The sequence below is a fragment of the Saprospira grandis DSM 2844 genome, from assembly GCF_000275825.1.
GTDB classification, from domain to species: Bacteria; Bacteroidota; Bacteroidia; order Chitinophagales; family Saprospiraceae; genus Saprospira; species Saprospira grandis_A.
In genome coordinates this window covers 1,809,131-1,828,387 of sequence record NZ_JH719942.1, presented here as the reverse complement: position 1 = coordinate 1,828,387, position 19,257 = coordinate 1,809,131, and the positions used below count along the sequence as shown (strand labels likewise).

At 46.4% G+C, this 19,257-nt stretch carries 18 protein-coding genes; 3 read left to right on the top strand and 15 right to left on the bottom strand.

Features of this window, described 5'->3' with window-relative positions; all coding sequences use genetic code 11:
* Positions 1–62: 62 nt before the first annotated feature.
* The 15 genes from SAPGRDRAFT_RS08285 to SAPGRDRAFT_RS08200 all read right to left on the bottom strand — a co-directional run bounded on the left by SAPGRDRAFT_RS08285 (position 63) and on the right by SAPGRDRAFT_RS08200 (position 15,609).
* Positions 63–1,715, bottom strand: a complete 1,653-nt coding sequence (locus SAPGRDRAFT_RS08285) for a hypothetical protein (protein ID WP_002658650.1) — start codon at positions 1,713–1,715, stop codon at positions 63–65.
* Positions 1,716–2,024: a hypothetical protein gene (locus tag SAPGRDRAFT_RS08280; RefSeq protein WP_002658649.1), complete on the bottom strand. Its 309-nt coding sequence runs from the start codon at positions 2,022–2,024 to the stop codon at positions 1,716–1,718.
* Between the two features lie 4 nt (positions 2,025–2,028).
* Complete coding sequence (locus tag SAPGRDRAFT_RS08275) at positions 2,029–2,319, bottom strand: hypothetical protein (protein ID WP_002658647.1); 291 nt, start codon at positions 2,317–2,319, stop codon at positions 2,029–2,031.
* Positions 2,319–4,427, bottom strand: a complete 2,109-nt coding sequence (gene recG, locus SAPGRDRAFT_RS08270) for an ATP-dependent DNA helicase RecG (RefSeq protein WP_002658646.1) — start codon at positions 4,425–4,427, stop codon at positions 2,319–2,321. The genes SAPGRDRAFT_RS08275 and recG overlap by 1 nt, the downstream gene beginning before the upstream one ends.
* A gap of 457 nt (positions 4,428–4,884) precedes the next feature.
* Positions 4,885–5,325: a hypothetical protein gene (locus SAPGRDRAFT_RS08260; RefSeq protein WP_002658644.1), complete on the bottom strand. Its 441-nt coding sequence runs from the start codon at positions 5,323–5,325 to the stop codon at positions 4,885–4,887.
* Between the two features lie 3 nt (positions 5,326–5,328).
* The gene (locus tag SAPGRDRAFT_RS08255) at positions 5,329–5,745 is read right to left on the bottom strand and encodes a hypothetical protein (protein WP_002658642.1); all 417 of its coding nucleotides are present in this window, start codon (positions 5,743–5,745) and stop codon (positions 5,329–5,331) included.
* 42 nt (positions 5,746–5,787) lie between these two features.
* A complete protein-coding gene (locus SAPGRDRAFT_RS08250; protein ID WP_253271291.1) occupies positions 5,788–6,303 on the bottom strand; it encodes a hypothetical protein in 516 nt (171 codons plus the stop codon).
* A 205-nt stretch (positions 6,304–6,508) separates the two neighbouring features.
* Positions 6,509–7,312 (bottom strand): enoyl-ACP reductase FabI, encoded by an 804-nt coding sequence (locus SAPGRDRAFT_RS08245; protein WP_002658640.1) that lies wholly within the window; start codon positions 7,310–7,312, stop codon positions 6,509–6,511.
* A 337-nt stretch (positions 7,313–7,649) separates the two neighbouring features.
* Positions 7,650–9,473: a translational GTPase TypA gene (gene typA, locus SAPGRDRAFT_RS08235; protein ID WP_002658638.1), complete on the bottom strand. Its 1,824-nt coding sequence runs from the start codon at positions 9,471–9,473 to the stop codon at positions 7,650–7,652.
* Between the two features lie 337 nt (positions 9,474–9,810).
* Positions 9,811–11,709 carry a hypothetical protein gene (locus SAPGRDRAFT_RS08230; protein ID WP_002658637.1) on the bottom strand — a complete coding sequence of 633 codons (1,899 nt, stop codon included), beginning with the start codon at positions 11,707–11,709 and terminating at the stop codon, positions 9,811–9,813.
* Between the two features lie 23 nt (positions 11,710–11,732).
* The gene (locus tag SAPGRDRAFT_RS08225) at positions 11,733–12,251 is read right to left on the bottom strand and encodes a ferritin (RefSeq protein WP_002658635.1); all 519 of its coding nucleotides are present in this window, start codon (positions 12,249–12,251) and stop codon (positions 11,733–11,735) included.
* 172 nt (positions 12,252–12,423) lie between these two features.
* Positions 12,424–12,819, bottom strand: a complete 396-nt coding sequence (locus tag SAPGRDRAFT_RS08220) for a hypothetical protein (RefSeq protein WP_002658633.1) — start codon at positions 12,817–12,819, stop codon at positions 12,424–12,426.
* 308 nt (positions 12,820–13,127) lie between these two features.
* Complete coding sequence (locus tag SAPGRDRAFT_RS08210) at positions 13,128–13,493, bottom strand: hypothetical protein (protein WP_002658631.1); 366 nt, start codon at positions 13,491–13,493, stop codon at positions 13,128–13,130.
* A 421-nt stretch (positions 13,494–13,914) separates the two neighbouring features.
* Positions 13,915–15,087, bottom strand: a complete 1,173-nt coding sequence (locus tag SAPGRDRAFT_RS08205) for a globin domain-containing protein (protein ID WP_253271290.1) — start codon at positions 15,085–15,087, stop codon at positions 13,915–13,917.
* 84 nt (positions 15,088–15,171) lie between these two features.
* Positions 15,172–15,609 (bottom strand): RrF2 family transcriptional regulator, encoded by a 438-nt coding sequence (locus SAPGRDRAFT_RS08200; RefSeq protein ID WP_002658627.1) that lies wholly within the window; start codon positions 15,607–15,609, stop codon positions 15,172–15,174.
* A 317-nt stretch (positions 15,610–15,926) separates the two neighbouring features.
* Between SAPGRDRAFT_RS08200 and SAPGRDRAFT_RS08195 the strand changes: the two genes are divergently transcribed.
* The 3 genes from SAPGRDRAFT_RS08195 to SAPGRDRAFT_RS08185 all read left to right on the top strand — a co-directional run bounded on the left by SAPGRDRAFT_RS08195 (position 15,927) and on the right by SAPGRDRAFT_RS08185 (position 19,255).
* A complete protein-coding gene (locus SAPGRDRAFT_RS08195; protein ID WP_002658626.1) occupies positions 15,927–17,489 on the top strand; it encodes a response regulator in 1,563 nt (520 codons plus the stop codon).
* Positions 17,490–17,496: 7 nt separating this feature from the next.
* Complete coding sequence (locus SAPGRDRAFT_RS08190; protein ID WP_002658624.1) at positions 17,497–18,126, top strand: ribonuclease H1 domain-containing protein; 630 nt, start codon at positions 17,497–17,499, stop codon at positions 18,124–18,126.
* A gap of 184 nt (positions 18,127–18,310) precedes the next feature.
* Positions 18,311–19,255, top strand: a complete 945-nt coding sequence (locus tag SAPGRDRAFT_RS08185; RefSeq protein WP_002658622.1) for a TraB/GumN family protein — start codon at positions 18,311–18,313, stop codon at positions 19,253–19,255.
* Positions 19,256–19,257: the final 2 nt, after the last annotated feature.

Sequence of the window (19,257 nt, the reverse complement as noted above, 5' to 3'; positions counted from 1 at the left end):
AGACCTGCGAGCTGCGAAATGGCCCGACCCGCCCGCAGGGCGGGGCAGCCCCAAAAAAAACACTAGTTCAATTTGTAGAGAATTAGCCGTTCATTGCGATAAATAACTTGATAGTGCCTCTTTAGGCTCTCGGCAATGGAGGGAGGGGCCTTATAGTCTTCTGTATCGAGCAAAACATAGGGGAAATGAGGACCAAAATTGGCCTGCTCCTGACTGCCAGCAAAGGGCATGGGGCAGGCCAATTTTCGTTTGGCCCGCAAAAAATAGTATTGCAAAAGGGGCTTGTCGTAGCGGGCAAAACTATAGCAAATTTCGGCTTGAGGGTCGGCCAAAAGGAGCTGGGCAATCTTTTGGGCCTCGGCATCTAGGGGGCGGCTCCAATGCAAAAAATAATGTCCCCGACTGGCCCAAAACTGTAGGCCTAACACTAACCCAAGGGGGAGAATAAATGCTTTTTTAAAGGGCATTTTGGCCAAGGCCAAGCCCAAATAGGGCAAAAAGAACAAATAGAGATAGCAAAAAATGCGGTAGGGCCATTGTTGGTCCAAAAAGGGCAGCAAAATGGGCCAAAGTAGAGAAAAAGCCAGCCAATAGCCTCTTTTGTTTACTAAGGGCAAAAGGCCCAAAACAAGCAGTAAATAGGGCCAAAAAAGGGGCAGGCGACGGCCTAAAAACTGCCAATCAATGAGTCGGTAGAGATAGAAGTAGGTATTCCCCAAACTTTGGCCAGAATTTGCCGCGGCCCCCGCCAAAATCTGCCCGCCATTGGCCAAGATAAACGGACTGTATAAAAGGAGGCTGCCCAGGGCAAAGAGGAGCTGTTGCCGCCAGTAATTGGCCTGCCCAAAGCGAGAAAGGGCCAGGCCCAAATAAGGCAAAACAAAAATGGGATTGCTATAAATACCGCCCCAAGCCAAAAGGAGCAAAAGTGGCCAAAGTTGCCGATTGTCTTGGCTATCGGCCCAAAGATAAGCCCCCAGAAAAAAGAGTAAGCTGCCGTAACCTCGGCCCAAAATGCCATAAATATAAATTGGAGGCGCTAGGGCCAAAAGGGCTAAAATGGCCAGCCCCCAGCGCCAGCCCAACAAGCGTCGATAATACCAATAACTAAAGAACATCAGCCCAAAAATAGCCAAAAAAGAAGGCAGTCGGAGGTCCCAAGGACCAGCTAATCCTAACTGATGCAAGAGGCTACTAAAAAAGGTATAGAGAATGTGGTTGTTGTGTGGGCTAATTAGGCTAAAGAGCGGCGAGCGGCTACTAAAATGCAAAAAGCTCCAGGCTTCATCGTATTCTATGGGCAGCTGCTGAATTTGGTAGAGCGTACTGATGGACCAAAAGCATAAAATAGGCAAGAAAAAGGCCCATTCTATGGGCTTAGTTTGCCTAAACTCTTGGCCAATAAGTTGGCCCCAAAGCTGAGACTGCTCTACAGCAGCCGATAGCCAAAGGGCTCGTTTTTTATAGGCATAAGCCAAAAAAGCCAGATAGCCAAGGGCGAAAAAGGGTAAACTATAGCCTAAAAATAGCCAGCGGCTTTGGGGGAAATAATCTTGCTCAAAGCGGTCTAGCCAATCGCTTTTGCCAGCCCAAGCCAAAAGCAATTGAGTAAAGGACTCATAGTCTAGCCCCCAAAATAAATAGGCCAAAAGGGCAAATCCCCCTAGGCCTAATAGCGCCCCAAAAAGGGCCAAAGTAGTTAAGTATTTTCGCATCTACCTCTTTTTGAGCTCATCTAAAACTTGGCGCAATTGGTCAATCTCTTGCTTGAGGGCAATAGGTTGTTTGGGCGCCCAATCCTGCTCACTAAAGCGCTCGTCCATAACAATATGCTCCAAATTGGCTAGGCGTTTTTCCTGCTCATTTTGGGCTCTTTCAACTTGCTCGAGCTTTTCTTCTAGGCGAGCAAAGAGGTCGACTTGCTCCTCGCGTTCTTTTTCTCTCTTGGAGGCTGGAACCACAATAATGATGAAGACAAAAATAACGACAGCCAGCACAAAGGCTAGGAGTAGAATAGTAGGCATAAGATTACTTTTTATCGGCTTTGCGCAAAATATCTAGCTCTTCTATAGAAAGCGAGATTTTGTCTTTTTCTCTAGGGCTTTCTAGGTCTGTAATACGCTCTTCTAACAATTCTTGCTGCTGAAAAAGGTGGCCAATTTGCCGTTTGAGTTGGTCAATTTCGTCTTGTTTGCCGCCATTGTTCAGTTCCATTTTTCGCATTTTACTCCTATACGATAAAAATATGGCCAATAGTGGAATAGAGAAAACCATCACAACAGCAACTAAGCCTACAAAATCATCCATAAAGCTATTCATTAAGAGATTTTACTAAAAGTTCTTTGCTTTTGGGCGTGCAAAAGCTCGCGTTTGAGCGGCAGGTTTTCGGGCTTTTCAAAGAGGGGGTCTTGGGCCACAATTTCTTTGGCCAAGTTTCTAGCCGTTTGCAAAATTCGGCCATCTTTGGCCAAATCGGCTAGGCGCAAACTCAAGATACCCGACTGCTGAGTGCCGTCAATACTTCCTGGTCCTCTCAATTTAAGGTCTGCTTCCGCAATTTCAAAACCATCTGTCGTTTTGCACATGGTTTTCATCCGAAAACGGCCTTCTTTAGACAATTTATAGCCGGTCATCAAAATACAATAGGCCTCTCCACCACCTCGGCCCACTCTTCCCCGAAGCTGATGCAGCTGGGCCAAACCAAAACGCTCGGCATTTTCAATGACCATGAGGGTGGCATTGGGCACATTTACGCCCACCTCAATGACCGTAGTGGCCATGAGGATTTGGGTTTCGCCCTTGGCAAAACGCTGCATTTCATAATCTTTGTCCTCCGCTTTTTGGCGGCCATGTACCACGCTAATTTGATATTGCGGCTGGGGAAATTCTCTTAACATACTCTCATAGCCTTCCATCAAGTTTTTAATTTCGGCCAAGGCTTCTGATTCCGATTCTTCAATTAATGGATAGACAATATAGACCTGATGGCCCTTGGCAATTTGTTGCTTTATTTGCCCAAATACCCAAAGTCGACTACTCTCAAATTTGTGGGAGGTCTGAATAGGCAAACGGCCCGGAGGCATTTCATCAATGGCCGAGACCTCCAAATCGCCATAAACGGTCATGGCCAAGGTGCGGGGAATAGGCGTGGCGGTCATAACCAAAACATGAGGCGGGCCAGCCGCATTTTTTTTCCACATTTTGGCCCTTTGCATCACCCCAAAACGGTGTTGCTCATCAATAATCACAAGCCCCAAGTTCTTAAATACTACCGCATCTTCAATTAATGCGTGGGTGCCAATGAGAATATGAATGCGCCCCTCGGCCAAATCTTCTAGCAACTCTCTTCGCTGAACGCCCTTGATCGAACCCGTGAGCAGCTCAATCCGAATATCCAGTCCCTCGGCCATTTTGAGCAGAGACTCAACATGCTGCTGGGCCAAAATTTCGGTAGGAGCCATTAATGCCGCCTGAAAGTCGTTGTCTAGGGCCATGAGCATAGACATAAAGCCAACCACCGTTTTTCCGCTACCCACATCGCCCTGCAAAAGGCGGTTCATCTGCTGGCCTGAGCCTAGGTCCTTGCGGATTTCTCGAAGCACTCGTTTTTGGGCGCCCGTTAGCTCAAATTTGAGGTTGTTTTGGTAAAAGCCATTAAAAAAGCCGCCAATATGCGGAAACAAATGCCCTTTGGTCTCGAGTTGCTTGAGGCTTTTGCGCTGTAAAATGCGCAATTGCAAAAAGAAGAGCTCCTCAAAAATAAAGCGTTGGCGGGCTTGGTCTTTTTGGGCCAAGGTTTTGGGAAAATGAATGCCAATTAGGGCCTCCAAACGGCTGGGCAACTTCATGCTATCGAGCAAATATTGGGGCAGGGTTTCGGGCAAATGCTCGGGCTCCTTATAAATTGGAATCAGGGCATTTCGGATAATTTTATGCAGGTCCTTAGACTTAATCCGCTTGCTGGCCATTTTTTCCGTCACCCGATAAACGGCATCCATCCGAGGCTCTAAACTGCTATTTTTTGCCGTTAGCGGCTCCAGTTCGGGATGAGTAATGCTCAGGTTGCGGCCAAACTGCTGCACCTTGCCATAAATTACATATTCAATGCCCGTTTGCAGTTGTTTGACCCAATTGAGGCCCCTAAACCAAACCAGCTCAATTTGGCCCGTATCATCTCTAAAAATGCCGACCATCCGCTTTTTTGTGCCCTCGCCATGGCTATCAATTCGGCGCAAAACCCCTCGAATTTGCAGAGGGGTTTCATTGGCCTCTAGTTCCCCAATTTTATGAAAAACGCTACGGTCAATATAGCGAAAAGGGTAGTTCATCAGCAGTTGTTCTAGGGTGAAAATCCCCAGTTCTCTTTTGAGTAAATCGGCCTTTTGTGGCCCAACTCCCTTGACGTATTCTATAGATTTCTCTAACATAAAGCGCTGATTTTATGATTTTTTTGGGGCCTCCTGCCTTCGGCAGGCGCTACGTTTCAGGGCTCGCAGGTCTGCTCGGCCCTTCGTCAGCAAAGCTGCCTCGGTCTGGCGCTATGCGCCACCCTTTCACATCGCTAGGCCAGTCGCTTTGCTCCTTTGCGGCGGCTTTGCCGCCTGCTAAGCGCGGTTGGACCAACTTGCTATGCTTCAAAAATAAGCCTACAATAAAATAAACGCAAGTTTTGAGTTGATTTTGTCTGCTGTAGGCATAAAAAAAGAGAGCAAAGTCCATCTTTTGCTCTCTAGAGAGGGGCGCGCCCAATTGGCCCAGCGCTGCGGAGGGGTGGCCCAAAGGGCCAGACCAAAGCCGCCGAAGGCGGCTGCAGGGCCGAACAGACCTGTGAGCCCCGCAGCATAGCGGCGGCCAGCAAAGCTGGCCGCGGGCCCCAAAAAAACATTAGAGATCCCAAAAAGATTTTGGGCGGTTGATATAATCTTGAAGTTGGCGGATGCTGGTCCAGAAATAGCGGCCAGCAAAATAGAGGGCCACTAGGCAAATCACCCAATGCAAAATATGTAAACTGAAGATGAAGAAAGGGGCCAAAAAGCCAAAGCTAGCCAGCATCATAAACAGGCCAATACCAATGGTAATTAAGCTATAAGCTAACAATTGCCGCATATTTTGTAAATATTGCTTGCGGTGCCAATCTTGGTGTTTTCGGACCACATAAAAGGCGTGCAACAGCTGCCAGGCTGTGAGTAAAAGGACAAAAATGCTGCTATAATACAGCAGCCCAAAATAGCTAAAATGCAGGGCAGCTTGTACCGCCCAAAGGATAAAGAGAATCAATTGGATCGAGAAATCGAGTAGTAGGCGATATTTGGTAATGCGAAGCATACATTAAATCGTTTTGTAGACCGCAAAATAGAGGTCTCGGAAACAGAGGCCCAAATAGCCAAGGGCAATAATGCCCGCCAAAAATGGCAAAATGGCTACCGTAATCGGGATGGCACTGCTAATGAGCGGGATCAAAAAGGCCCCTACTCCAGGAATTTGCAAGGCCATCCAGATACTGCCCCAAAAAACAGCAAGGAGTATAATAGAATAAAAACTATACTTCAAAAAAGTTCGTCGGCTGTGCTGCTCAAAAAATCGGTCGTAGATCAGGCCGTTAGGCAGTTGCCAAGCCAAAAAGACAAAGGGAATGACCGTTAAGAGCTCGAAAAAGTTCTCGGTCTTGCCCATTAAGAAGCCAAAATAGAGGAGTAAAACAAACTGGATAAAACAATCGAGATAAAGATGTTGGCGGGCATTCATAAGGCAAAAGGGATTGATTTGGGCCAAAGTTAGGCAGAAAGTTTAAGAGTTGGCTCTTCGGGCTCTTTGTCTTTCTTGAATCTCTAGTAAACGGCGTTCATCTTCATCCAATTCGTCTAGAACAAGGCTAGCTTTTTCAGAGAAAAAACTACTACTTCCATTATCTTCAAAGCGGCCAGTTAGCTGCAAATAAGTGAGGACATAATAGGCGGTGGCTATAATCATGGGAGGGCCAATAAGGGTCCCAATAATTAGGAAGTCGCCAGAGGCGATATTGGCGATCGTAAAAAGGGCGGCAAAATAGACCCCGCAGGCCATCAAGTACTTTTTTCGGATCGAGCTGCCATGTCGGATACTGCGGACCAAGCCACTAAGCAGCTGGGTACCTCCTAGGGGGACTTGCAGCAGCAGGGCATAAATGAAGAGATCATTCCAACCGTTTGCAAACTGAGGGAGTTCGTTTAAAGCGCTAAGCAGATAAAGTAGAACGGTGGGGAGGTAGACCAAAGACTGCACAATAAAGTCAAATTGGAGCATCCCTTTTGTGGGCGTTTTCATAAGCATAAGATTAAGATGGGGAAAGCATTTACTCTTAATGAGCTAAAGCTATATAAGTTAGTTCTTTTTGAGGATAATGAGCCTAAGGGATTTGCTATTCTTACGGAAGTGGGCCTAGATAGTTTCAGAACTTTCAATTTTTATTGAAAGTTTATTTTTGGGCCTAAAAAGGGCGCAGATGACTGCGCCCTTTCGTTCATTTTCTTTATTCAGGGGTTTCGCCCATCATAATTTCGCTCATGCCCATATTAGAGAACCCGCCATCATGGTAGAGGTTCTGTAGGGTCACATAGCGGGTATGATCGGAGAAGAGTGAGAGGCAATAATCTGCGCAAGCTTCTGCGGGGGCATTGCCTAGGGGCGACATTTTGTCGGCATAATCTAGGAATTGGTCAAAGCCTTTTACGCCAGTACCTGCGGTAGTGGGAGTGGGGGATTGTGAAATGGTATTCACACGGACCTTATTGCGCATACCAAAGTGGTAGCCAAAGCTACGGGCAAAAGACTCTAGCAGGGCTTTTGACTCAGACATTTCGCTGTAGTGGGGAAATACTCTTTGGGCGCCGATATAGCTAAGGGCGAGAATAGAGCCCCATTCGGCCATAGCTTCTTTTTGCCAGAGGGTTTGCATGAGTTTGTGGAAAGAGATGGCAGAGATATCAAAGGTTTTCTGCATCCAGTCATATTTGAGGTCGGTATAGGCTTTTTTCTTACGAATATTGATGGACATACCGATAGAGTGCAAAACGAAGTCAATTTTGCCACCCAAGATCTCCTGGCTTTTTTCTACCAAGGCTTCTAGGTCTTCCAATTTAGTAGCATCGGCAGGGATGGCTTGGCAGTCTAGCTCTTTGGCCAGTTCATCAATTTGGCCCATTCTGAAAGCGATGGGTGCGTTGGTCAATACAATATCTGCCCCGGCGGCCTTGGCCTGCTGGGCTACTTTCCAGGCAATCGATTGTTCATTGAGTGCGCCGAAAATGATTCCTTTTTTTCCTTTCAAAAGCATAGAATCAAGTTTGTTTTGTGTACAAATTTTGGCCTTTTGGCCTTTGGGGGGTGATTCTGCTAGCAAAACTAGCAAACTTCAAGGGCTTTGCCTGTTTTTTGGGCTAAAATTTATTGCTAGCCTCTTTGTTTGCGGAATAGCAGGCGGCGAAGCCGCCGCAGGCTGAGGGGCTGTAGCAGGGCCGCCGAAGGCGGCAGACCAAAGCCCGTAGGGCTGCAGGGCCGAGCAGGCCTGCGAGCTGTGCAATGGCCCGACCCAGCCGAAGGCTGGGGCAGCCCCAAAAAAAACGTCCCTTTCAGCAAACTGAAAAGGACGTTGTATAAAAGCCGTTTGAGGTTTATTTGATCACCACATTGGCGGCATTATTGGCGCGTTTACGCTCATGCTCTTTCAAGAAGATTTTGCGTAGGCGGAGGCTTTCGGGCGTAATTTCTAGGTACTCATCTTCCCCAACATACTCCATGTATTGCTCCAAAGAGAACTGCAAGGGGGGAGGCAACTTGGCCTTATCATCGGCACCAGAAGAGCGCATATTGGTAAGCTTCTTCGTTTTGGTGATATTGATAACGAGGTCACTTTCGCGGCTATGTTCACCAATAATTTGGCCTTCATAGATATCCACACCAGGAGAGATGAAGAAAATACCACGGTCCTTTAGCTTATCCATCGCATAAGGAATAGACGTACCATTTTCGAGTACAATCAAGGCTCCTTTATTACGAGAAGGCAAGACACCTTTCCAAGGAGCGTATTCTACAAAACGGTGGTTCATGATGGCTTGGCCAGCAGTTGAGTTGAGGACCAGGGTACGCAAACCGATAATTCCGCGAGAAGGGATCATAAACTCTAGGTGCATCAAATCACCTTTGGGCTCCATGATCGTCATGTCACCTTTGCGTTGAGTGACCAACTCGATCACTTTACCCGAAAATTCGTCAGGAACATCTACCGCTAGAAGTTCTACAGGCTCCATCTTCTTATCATCAACCATTTTAACGATAACCTGAGGCTTACCTACTTGAAATTCATAACCTTCGCGGCGCATACTTTCAATAAGAACAGAAAGGTGCATTACCCCACGGCCAAAGACCATATAAGAATCGGGGCTTCCTGTTTCCTGAACACGAAGGGCCAAGTTTTTCTCTAGCTCTTTGTATAGGCGGTCACGGAGGTGACGAGAAGTAACAAATTTTCCTTCCTTACCAAAGAAAGGAGAGTCGTTGATTGTGAAGAGCATACTCATAGTAGGCTCATCAATTTTCATGGGCGTAAGGCCTTCGGGCGCATCAAAATCAGCGATCGTATCCCCAATTTCAAAGTTTTCAATACCCACTACGGCACAAATATCACCATTGATTACCGTTTCGGTTTCGGCCTTGCCCAAACCATCAAAAGTATAGAGTTTACGTACTCTAGACTTCTGAATGCTGCCATCGCGCTTCACTACAGAAACGGGCTGGTTTACAGAAATGCTACCACGGTGCACACGGCCAATAGCCATACGACCAACATACTGAGAGTAGTCTAAACTCGTAATTTGCATCTGCAAACTTCCCTCATTTTGGGCAGGAGCAGGAATATCTTCTAGTACACGGTCCAAAAGGTAAGAAACATCGGCTGTTTGCTCTTTCCAGTCTGGGCCCATCCAGTCATTTTTGGCAGAGCCATAGACCGTATTAAAGTCGAGCTGCTCTTCGCTAGCATCCAAGTTGAACATCAAGTCAAAGACATCTTCATGCACCTCATCAGGGCGGCAGTTGTCCTTGTCAACCTTGTTGACCACTACAATAATAGATTTGCCAAGCTCAATCGCTTTACTCAATACATAACGCGTTTGAGGCATAGGACCTTCAAAGGCATCTACCAAAAGCAATACGCCATCGGCCATATTGAGCACCCGCTCTACCTCACCACCAAAGTCGGCGTGACCAGGAGTGTCAATAATGTTAATTTTGGTTCCTTTGTAATTGACCGAAACGTTTTTGGCCAAAATGGTAATTCCCCGCTCCCGCTCTTGGTCGTTATTGTCCAAAATCAGCTCCCCTGTTTCTTGATGAGCATGAAAAAGGCGGCAATGGTGAAGAATTTTGTCTACCAGGGTGGTTTTTCCGTGGTCTACGTGCGCAATAATAGCGATGTTCCGTAGGTTCTGCTTTTGCATACAGCTAAGTTGAAAAAGATCTGTAAGAACAAACTCATAAGACTATGGACCCATTTATTTTTTTGGGGCCTCCGCAGCAAAGCTGCGGCGCTACGTTTCGGGGCTCGCTGTTCGCTCGGCCCTTCGGCGGCAAAGCCGCCTCGGTCTGGCCCTGCGGGCCACCCCTGCACATCGCTAGGCCAATTGGAGACCGCCATTTTTTGGCTTTTCCCCCGACCCTTTAGTCATAAGTTGCTCTAAATGAATAAAAAAAGCAGCCCCTTGGGGAGCCGCCTAAGCTGCCGCAAAAGTACAGCTAAATCTTTGAGTAATAAAGTTTTTTAAAGTTATTTTTAAGCTATTTTTCTTTAATTGCCTCTATTTCATTGAGTTTTTCAACCGCTTTGCGCAGCTCGGCCAAATTATCTAGGGCCTTAAAGCTCAGTTTATAGGGCAGTTTGTTGGCCCGCTCTGCCGATAGGTTGAGGTAGATTTTGCCTTCTTCCTCATAAAAGGCAAAGAGCCAAATGGGCGCTTCAGCCTCCAAATTCGGAAAATTGAGGTTTTCGATATCTGTGGTCTGGCTACGCACAGCATATGGGCTAGCCCGCTCTATAGCGATGCCTTGCATTTTATAGGTGGGCAGCTCTTGCCCAAAGGTAAAGGCCTTGTAGGTTAGCGGCGCTTTGGGCACTGCTTTTTGGCCCAAGGCCAATAGGCCCAAACGCTTGCTAGGAACCCACAAATAATGAAGGTCTTGCCCAAAAAGATCGGGCATAAAAGCCCGAGCCGCCAATTTTGGTTCTAATGCGCTTAGGGCCTTGGCCAATTGCTTTTGCTCTTGGGGGCTGTATTGTCGCCAAGCTTGGCGCAAGCGCTTAGCCTCGTAATTTTGGACCTTAGGCAGGCTGTCTCTAGCATCTTGCCAGCGCCGTAGGGCTTTAAGATAGATTTGTTGCAAACTATCTCTTTCTCGACTATAAGCCAGGTATCGCTGCTCATAGCCCTCCTTGATTTGGGCCAAACTATCTGAGAAGCTTTGCAAAATGGCCGCTTGTTGGTCCTCGTTTTTCTTTAGGCGTTTGTGCAAAATCTCCAACTCCCTTTGGAATTCCATTTGCTCTCTGGCCTTTCTCTTTTTTCCTCGCCAAGGCTTTTTTTCTTTTACAGCATAACGAGCCTTGCAGTCGTTAATGAGGCCCAGGTAAAATTCGTTTTCTTTGAGCAATGGCCGCAAGGCCTGGCTATCTAGCCTAGGGTATTGCGGTTTTTTGGGCGCTAGAGGAAAAGCGGGAGGGCTGGGTTTGGCAGGCAAAGCCAAATCTCGATAAACAAAAAGACTATCATTTTGGGCCAAATGCAAGGGCAGGCAGATGGCTTGGCTATTGGGCCAGCTGCCTAGCTCTAGGCGGCCCCACTTTAGGCCCTCTTCCTTTGCTTGCGCCTGATAAAGGCCCAAGTTTTCTTGATGCTGGACCGTTGGCAAGAAAATAGAAATTTGCTGATTGGGGGCCAGCTTAAGGGCCTGCCCCGCTCTTTCGGCTTGTATTTCTAGAATTGGGCCCAGGGCCAAGTCTTGGCTTTGGCTAGCCAACCAATAAGGCAAAAACTCCGATTTGCGCAAAGCCACTTTTAACTTAATCTGTATAGGGGCGCCAGTTGGACCAAAAGCTTGGGCGGGAATAAAAATCATGGCCCCCTCAGGGCTTCTAAAGTAAGCGGCCTGTCCCGGATAAAACAAAAAGCTTTGGTCCTGAATACTGGCCATCCATTGGGCCAAAATAGCGCGGCGGCTCTGGTAAAAGTTAGGCGCTGGCCCATCTTCTAAGCTTAAGGTATCGCTTTGCTCATTTTCTTGGTAATGGCTGGCGATGCGCAACTGAATAATATGCCCTGCTGTTTTGGGCAAATCGGCCTGAGGCAAGGCCTTGCTCTCAAAGCGAATGCGGTCTTTGGGCCATTGGCAGCGATCTAAAATCTGCTGCAATAAATAACTGCGTTTTCGGACCAAATCATAGTAGGACTGCTTTTCTTCAAAGTAGTTCATTTGGCGCTCGACCACAATCCAGCTGCTATCTATAGCTTGGGCATTTTGGACCAATATACGGATACTATCTACCCAAGCTTGCTTGGGCAGCGCATCGGACTTAGGCGCAAAGGGAATGCGCAAATCTTGGCCCCAAAGGCTGGGCGCCGAAAGCAGGAAAATAAAAAGCCAGCCCCAAAAAGGAGCTAGCTTGCAAAAAGGTAAATTCATTGATCAGATAGATTCATCATCGATTAGGCCTCGGCTTCTTCTGCGGGCCGGTTCTCGTTAATCTGCTGTAGCTCTTTGTCGATATAATAGAGGCTTTGTGGGCCATCGCCAATGAGCTTAATTTTATCTAGAATATCGCGAACCATAGCTTCCTCTTCTCTTTGCTCGGCCACATACCACTGCAAAAAAACCATAGTAGAATGGTCCTTTTCCTCTTGGCTAAGGCTCATCAGTTCATTGATAGAAGCGGTCACCGTCTTTTCTTGTTTATAAGACTTTTTAAACACCTTCTGGACCGATTCGAATTCGGTTTCGGGTTGTTCGATGGCGGGGACGATAGCGTGGCCATCCATTTCATTAACATAATGCACAATCTTGAGCATATGTCTGCGCTCTTCATCAGATTGGGCGTAGAAAAATTGGGCACAATTGCCAAGTCCCTCCCGGTCGCACCAAGAGGCCATAGCTAGGTAGGCCGAAGAAGCGGCTGATTCCTGAGCGATTTGAGCATTGAGTGCGGCAGTTATTTTTTTAGATAGCATAAGTGTCTAATTTTGAAGAATGAGAACAAAGCGGGCCTGTAGAGGCCAGCGAAAAAAGAACAAATAATGTCCTTTATGAGTTTACTCAAAAGTAAGACAGCGGGCGCAGAGGCCCAATAATAGAGCGAAGTTAGTTCTATTTTAGAATTTATCTAATTCTAAGTAACCTTATCTAAGCCGATTTGGCCAGTTGTTCGATGAGGTTAAAATTTTCGACTAGGGCGAGGGTGAGAGAATTGATAGAGCCCTCTAGCTCGTTGAGGTCCAAGTTTTCTAGTTCTAGGGTATCTCGATAAATGAGTTGTTGGCCAGACTCATCTAAGACAAAGGCCCCAAAAAGTAGGTAGCGGTTGGCTTTTAGGAGCTCTTGGCATTCTTGGGCCGATAATTTTTCTAGTTGGAGGATCTTTTGCTCAATGATAAGTAGATTATCTTCACAATCTAAAATCATTTGGTGGATACCTCTATCTTCATTGGAGATGATGAGGATTTCTTCTTCGGGGATTTCCTTGAGGATTTCACAATCTAGTTCTTGGATGAGCCCTTTGAGTTGGTTATAGTGTGACATATAGATAGATTATTTTGAGTCTGTTGTTCTGCTGCGTTTATTGGGGCAACCAAAGCTAAGGATTTAATTGCGTTTATCAAATTTTGCCTTTAGACTTGAGCGGAAAAGCGGGACTGTTTTGGCCCAGCGCTGCGCAGCCGTGGCCCGAAGGGCCAGACCTAGGCGGCAGAGCCGCCGCAGGGCCGAGCAGACCTGCGAGCGGCGCAGCATAGCGGCGGCCAGCTTGCTGGCCGCGGGCCCCAAAAAAAGAAAAACACCCTACACTAAAAAAATTAGCATAGGGTGTTTATATAGTACAGAAAGTAGGCCTATAAAGGCAGGATTTCTGCGGGAATTTGGTTAGCCTCAATCAAGCGTTTGGCAAAAGCCTTATGGCCATGAGGAGCAAAAATGAACAAACGACCTTGTTTGGCGCTACTGAGATAAGAAAGCAACTTCCATTTGTTAATAACTTGTCGCTTATCAGAAGATTTGAGCGCAATCTCAAAGTAACATTTGCGGCCCATCGAAACAGCGGTGATATCTGGGGCAATCGAGTCATTAGTAGAGCTTTGCGTAAATGACTTGGGGTCTTCATATCCTTCTACAGCGGCTTTAATATTGCTATATCCCTTCTTTTCAACCCATTCTACGGCCTTCTCGATAAATGGAATTTTTTCTTCAGCTACGGTCATGATGCTTTTGCAGTTTTGGAGGCTAATCCTCTTGTGTACGAAACTTTTAGAAATACTTGTTGTCTATGAGTTAGATAGCTACAAAAAACAAAAGCCCCTTTAAAAGGGGTTGGTTTTTCATTTTTATAAGTAGAATCTGTCACTTTAAACTAGGGTAAAGATACGCAGAGTTCCCTTATTTTGGAAATTCTTAAAGCGCTCAAAATAAAAAAAGGTCCTTGTGGACGAGACAAGGACCTTTAACAATCATAAAACTGACGATATTTTGCTCCTGTTATGAGCGAGAGGAGCATCATTTGGTATAGTAAACGCCCAAAAATAAATTTTGGATGAGTGCTTTGTGCAAATATTTTAAAAAAAAATGGAAAAGCCATTGATTTAACTGACTTTTCCATTTAAACAGAATTATTTTCCGCAATGCTTAGCTAAGCTGCAGTTGAACGGGGCTAAATTCTTCTAAGTGAATTTGTTCTTCGGGGATACCGGCTTGGCGGAGTTGTTGTCTTTGGGCTTGCATAAAGCCTGCTGGGCCACAGAGATAATAATTGGCGGCTAGGCCAAAGGGGGCTTTGAGGGCTTCATCTAGTTGCATTCGGCCATTTTGGTCCTCATAGAAATGCTTCAATTGGAGTTGATTTTCTAGGCTGCGGAGTTCTTCAGCAAAGAGTTGTTCGTCAGCAGATGTATAGGCATCCATCCAAAGAATGGGTTGTTTTGTTTGGCTATCGATGAGGGCCTGTAGCAGTCCCCAAAGGGGGCTAACCCCTACGCCGGCGCCTAAAAATACGCTAGGGCTGGGCTTTTGCTCTAGGTGGAAATTACCGGCGGGCACCGTCAATTCTACCTCATCTCCAATTTTCATGGCCTGGTGCAAGGCATTGCTCAATCGGCCCATAGGGCAGCCGGGCGCTCCTTTTTGGGCCTTTACTGTAATGCGGTAATAATTATTATTGGGCCGAGAGTTGAGGCTATATTGTCGGGCCTGATAAACACCCAATTCCTTAAAGAATAGGCGCAAAGAGAGATACTGCCCTGGGCGGTGCAAGGGAATTTCTTGGCCATCTGATGGCGATAAATAGAGATGATAGACATTGGGGGCTAGCTCCTCTTTTTTGACCAGCTCAAACTTGCGCCAATCGCTCCAAGCTGCATCGGGCGCTTCGGCGGTAGCATACATTTTGGCCTCCATATCAATGAGAATATCGGCCAACTGCTGGTAGGCGCGTCCCCAAGCGCCCAAAATAGGCGCATCATCGGGCAAATCGAGCAATTCTTGCAAAGCTCCCAACAAATATTTACCGACAATAGGGTATTGCTCGGGGACCACCTGCAAACTGCGGTGTTTCTGCCCAATGAGCTCTAGCGCAGGCAACAAAACTTCCGGATGCTCAATATGCTTGGCATAGGCCAAAACCGATAGAGCCAAGCTTTTTTGCTGCTGCCCCAAAGCCTGGTTGGCTAGGTTGAAGATGTTTTTGAGCTCTGGGTGATTGCTCAGCATGTTTTTATAAAACAAGCGCGTAAGGGTTTCGGCATGCTCTTCCAAAATAGGCACAGAGGCTTGCACAAGTCGGATGTCTTCCAGATTCATCATTTCTTTTACTTTTAAGATAAAAAGGTATTTTTCTCTTTTATTTGGACTGGATCAAAAAAAACCGCTAGATAGGGCGGCTAATTTTTAGGTATCCAGAAAATAATCTACTTTTAATAGGTTATCTCTAAAATCGCCAATCGTTTGGCTCTCTAGCATTTTTGTAATTTTGGACCGAATCATTCCAAAATCATCGTGTAGGGGACAAGGCTTTTTGGCCGAGCATTTCTTGAGCCCCATCGCACAGCCCTCAAACAAGCTGCGGCCATCTATGGCTTCTACTACCTTGGCCAAGCTGAGGTTTAGGGCCGATTTTTCAATGAAAAAACCGCCTCCAGGCCCTTTGCTCGAGGACAAAATGCCCTGTTTGCTTAGGTTCTGCAGAATTTTAGCCAAAAAATGAACAGGAGAGTCTATCTCTTCAGCTACTTCTTTTACGCCTACTTTACGGCCCTCCGCAGAGGCATCCGCTACATAAACCACAGCCCGCAAACCATATTCACAACTTTTAGAAAAAATTCCCATGCCATAATTTTTTAACTGCCCAAAATTAAAACCTTTTTCAATAAAAGACAAGTATATCCTTTATTTTTTTCACATCTTTTCTATCTACTCTTCTAACTTCCTTATCTTAGGGGCCGTTAGGAGAATAATGAGGAGGGGCCTCCGCTGCGGCTTCGCCTTGCGGCGCTACGTTTCGGGGCTCGCAGGTCTGCTCGGCCCTTCGCCGCTTTCAGCGGCTCGGTCTGGCCTTCGGCCACCCCTACACATCGCTAGGCCAATTGCTCCTTTCTTTCCCCATTTTCCTTTATGGAGTTTAACAAAAAAGCTATTTCTAATTTATGAGTACAATAAAAATTCTTTGGGCCGATGATGAGCAAAAACTGCTCAAGCCCCAAATCATGTTCCTAGAGAAAAAAGGTTATGAGGTTGTGCCAGTAACCAACGGACATGATGCCATTGAAGAAGTGTCTGAAAAGATGGGCCATTATGATATCGTCTTTTTAGATGAGAGTATGCCCGGTATTACGGGCCTAGAAACTCTAGACCGCATTAAGGAGCTCGCGCCCCATCTGCCCGTGGTTATGATTACCAAGAATGAGGCAGAGGATGTTATGGAGCAAGCTATTGGCTCTAAAATTAGCGACTATCTGCTCAAACCGGTCAATCCCTTGCAGCTGCTTTCTACTTTGCGCAAACTAGTAGATGGCGACCGCCTGGTCCAGGAAGAAACCCGAATGAAGTACCAACAGGAGTTTCGCAATATCCTGATGGCCATCAATAATAGTATGGATGCCAACGAATGGGCCGAGGTCTACAAAAAAATTATCTATTGGGAGCTCAAACTAGATGCTTCTAAAACAGCTAGCATGGCCGATATTCTGGCTAGCCAAAAAGATTCGGCCAATGCCGAGTTCTCTAAGTTTATCGACCGCAATTATATCGATTGGCTCAATAATGAGCAAAGCCCCCCCGTGATGTCGCACGATTTGCTCCGCTCTATGGTGTTTCCAGATGTGGACCGTAGCCGCCCCACGGTATTTCTCCTACTCGATAATCTCCGCTTTGACCAATGGAAGATGATTGAGCCCATTATTTCTCGCTACTTTAAGGTAGAGGAGGAAGATTATTTTTATAGCATTTTGCCCACTACCACCCAGTATAGCCGCAATGCTATTTTTAGCGGAATGATGCCCGGCGAAATTGCCAAACGCTATCCAGAACTTTGGCTGAATGACAATGAGAAGGGCGGCAAGAACTTACATGAATCTGAACTCTTGGGCCGACAAATTAAGCGGGTGTTCCGCAAGCCTATTCAATATGGCTACTTTAAAGTGACCAATATGGATGGCGGCAAACAGCTGGTGGATAATATTCATAATTATATCCGAAATAACGACCTCTTCTGTATTGTCTACAATTTTATTGATATGCTCTCGCATGCACGGACCGAAATGGACATTCTCAAGGAGTTGGCCGCAGATGAAAAGGCCTACCGCTCACTCACGGTCTCTTGGTTTGAGCATTCTCCGCTTTGGGAGGCCCTCAAGTCTATTGCTCAGCAAGATGTACAGCTCTTTATTGCTACCGACCACGGAAGTATTCGGGTGCATCAACCCTCTAAGGTAGTGGGCGACCGAGAAACAACCACTAACCTCCGCTATAAGGTGGGCCGCAATCTGCAATATGACCGCAAAGATGTCTTTGATATTCGCCGCCCTGAAGATGGAAAGTTGCCCCGCCCCAATGTGAGCTCTACTTTTATCTTTGCCAAGAATGATCGCTTTTTCCTATATCCCAATAATTATAATCATTACAATAATTACTATAGCAATACTTTTCAGCATGGAGGCATTTCTCTAGAAGAGGTCATCTGCCCCATCATCAAGTTGCGCTCAAAATAAAGGATAAATGGCCAAAAAGAAATATTATGTCGTTTGGGAGGGCCATGAAACAGGAATCTTTACCTCTTGGGCCGATTGCGAGGCCCAAACTAAGGGCTACCCCCAAGCGAAATACAAAAGCTATAAAAGTCTCAGCGAAGCCCAAGAGGCCCTAGCTGGCAATTATTGGGCAGCCGTAAATAGTAGCAAAAAGAAGAGCAGCAGCAAACCTTCTGCAGCCATGGAAAAGGAGGTGGTCTGGCATAGCCTTTCGGTAGATGCCGCCTGTAGTGGCAACCCGGGCGTTATGGAATACCAAGGGGTAGATACCCAAACAGGCCGCCGCATCTTTCATCAAAAATTTTCTTTGGGGACCAATAATATTGGGGAGTTTTTGGCCCTGGTGCATGGCTTGGCCTATTTGCAACAGAAAAAACTGCCCAATTTGCCCATTTATACTGATTCTAGGACAGCCATGAGCTGGCTGAGAAAGAAAAAAGTGAAAACGAATTTGGTCCAAAATACCCAAACTAAAGCCCTTTTTGTCCTTATTCAGCGAGCCGAAAACTGGCTAAAGAACAATAGCTATGAAAATCCCATTTTGAAATGGGAGACCGAAAACTGGGGCGAAATCCCCGCCGATTTTGGCCGAAAGTAAAGCGCTTGGTCTAGAAGGGCGCGAAGCGCCCGACGGCCTAGCGATGCGGCGGGGTGGCCGTTAGGCCAGACCTAGCGGGCGCAGCCCGCGCAGGGCCGAGCAGACCTGCGAGCCCCAAAGCGTAGCGCCGACGAGCGAAGCGAGGCGGAGGCCCCAAAAACAGATATTTAGAAAAAAAACATTCATGCAAAACAGAACATCATTAGTATGGCTCAGCTGGAGCTTGAGCCTCTTATTTTTATTGTCGACGGCTTGTAAAACAGCCGAAAAGGTACAAATTGACCCCAGTCAGCGCCTAGAAAACTCCTTGCTTTGGGAGATTAAAGGCAAGGGCATCAAAACCTCTTATTTGTTTGGGACCATTCATATGATTGGCGAGAAAGACTATAGCTTTAGCGAAAAAGCGGAGGCGGCACTGGATAAAAGCCAGCGTTTGGTCCTCGAAATCGATATGTCGAATATGATGCAAATGGGCATGCAAATGCTCACTTTAGCGCCTATGCAAGGCGGCAAAAAACTCAAGGACCTATTGCCCGAAAAAGACTATGCGTTGGTGAAAACCTATTTTACTGAAGAGGCCACAAATCCAGAACTCAAGATGATGCCTTTTTCTATGATTGAAAACTGGAAACCCATGTTGTTGCAGTCTTTTCTTTATCAGGATATGATTGAGGGAGAGACGAAGGCCTATGAGATGGAACTGATGGCTATGGCCAAAAAACGCAATATGAGTTTTGGGGGATTGGAGACAATTGCCGATCAGATGAATGTCTTTGAGAAGATTCCGTATAAAGACCAAGCTCAGGCGCTGCTAGAAGGCGTAAAAGGCCTAAAAAATGGAGATCAATCAGGCAAGAAAGAGTTTGCCGAATTGGTAGCGCTCTACAAAAAAGCCGATGTCGATGGCCTGATTGAAAGCAGCAGCGAACAGATGGAAGATATGGAAAACTCGGAGGAAGAGCTTTTGATTAAGCGAAACAATAATTGGATCCCCCTCATTAAGGAGTTTTCTAAAAAAGAGGCTTGTTTTTATGCCGTAGGGGCAGCCCATTTGGGCGGTCCGCATGGCGTAATTCGCCTTTTGCGCAAAGAAGGCTACCAGCTGACGCCTATTGATATTAAAGACTAAGT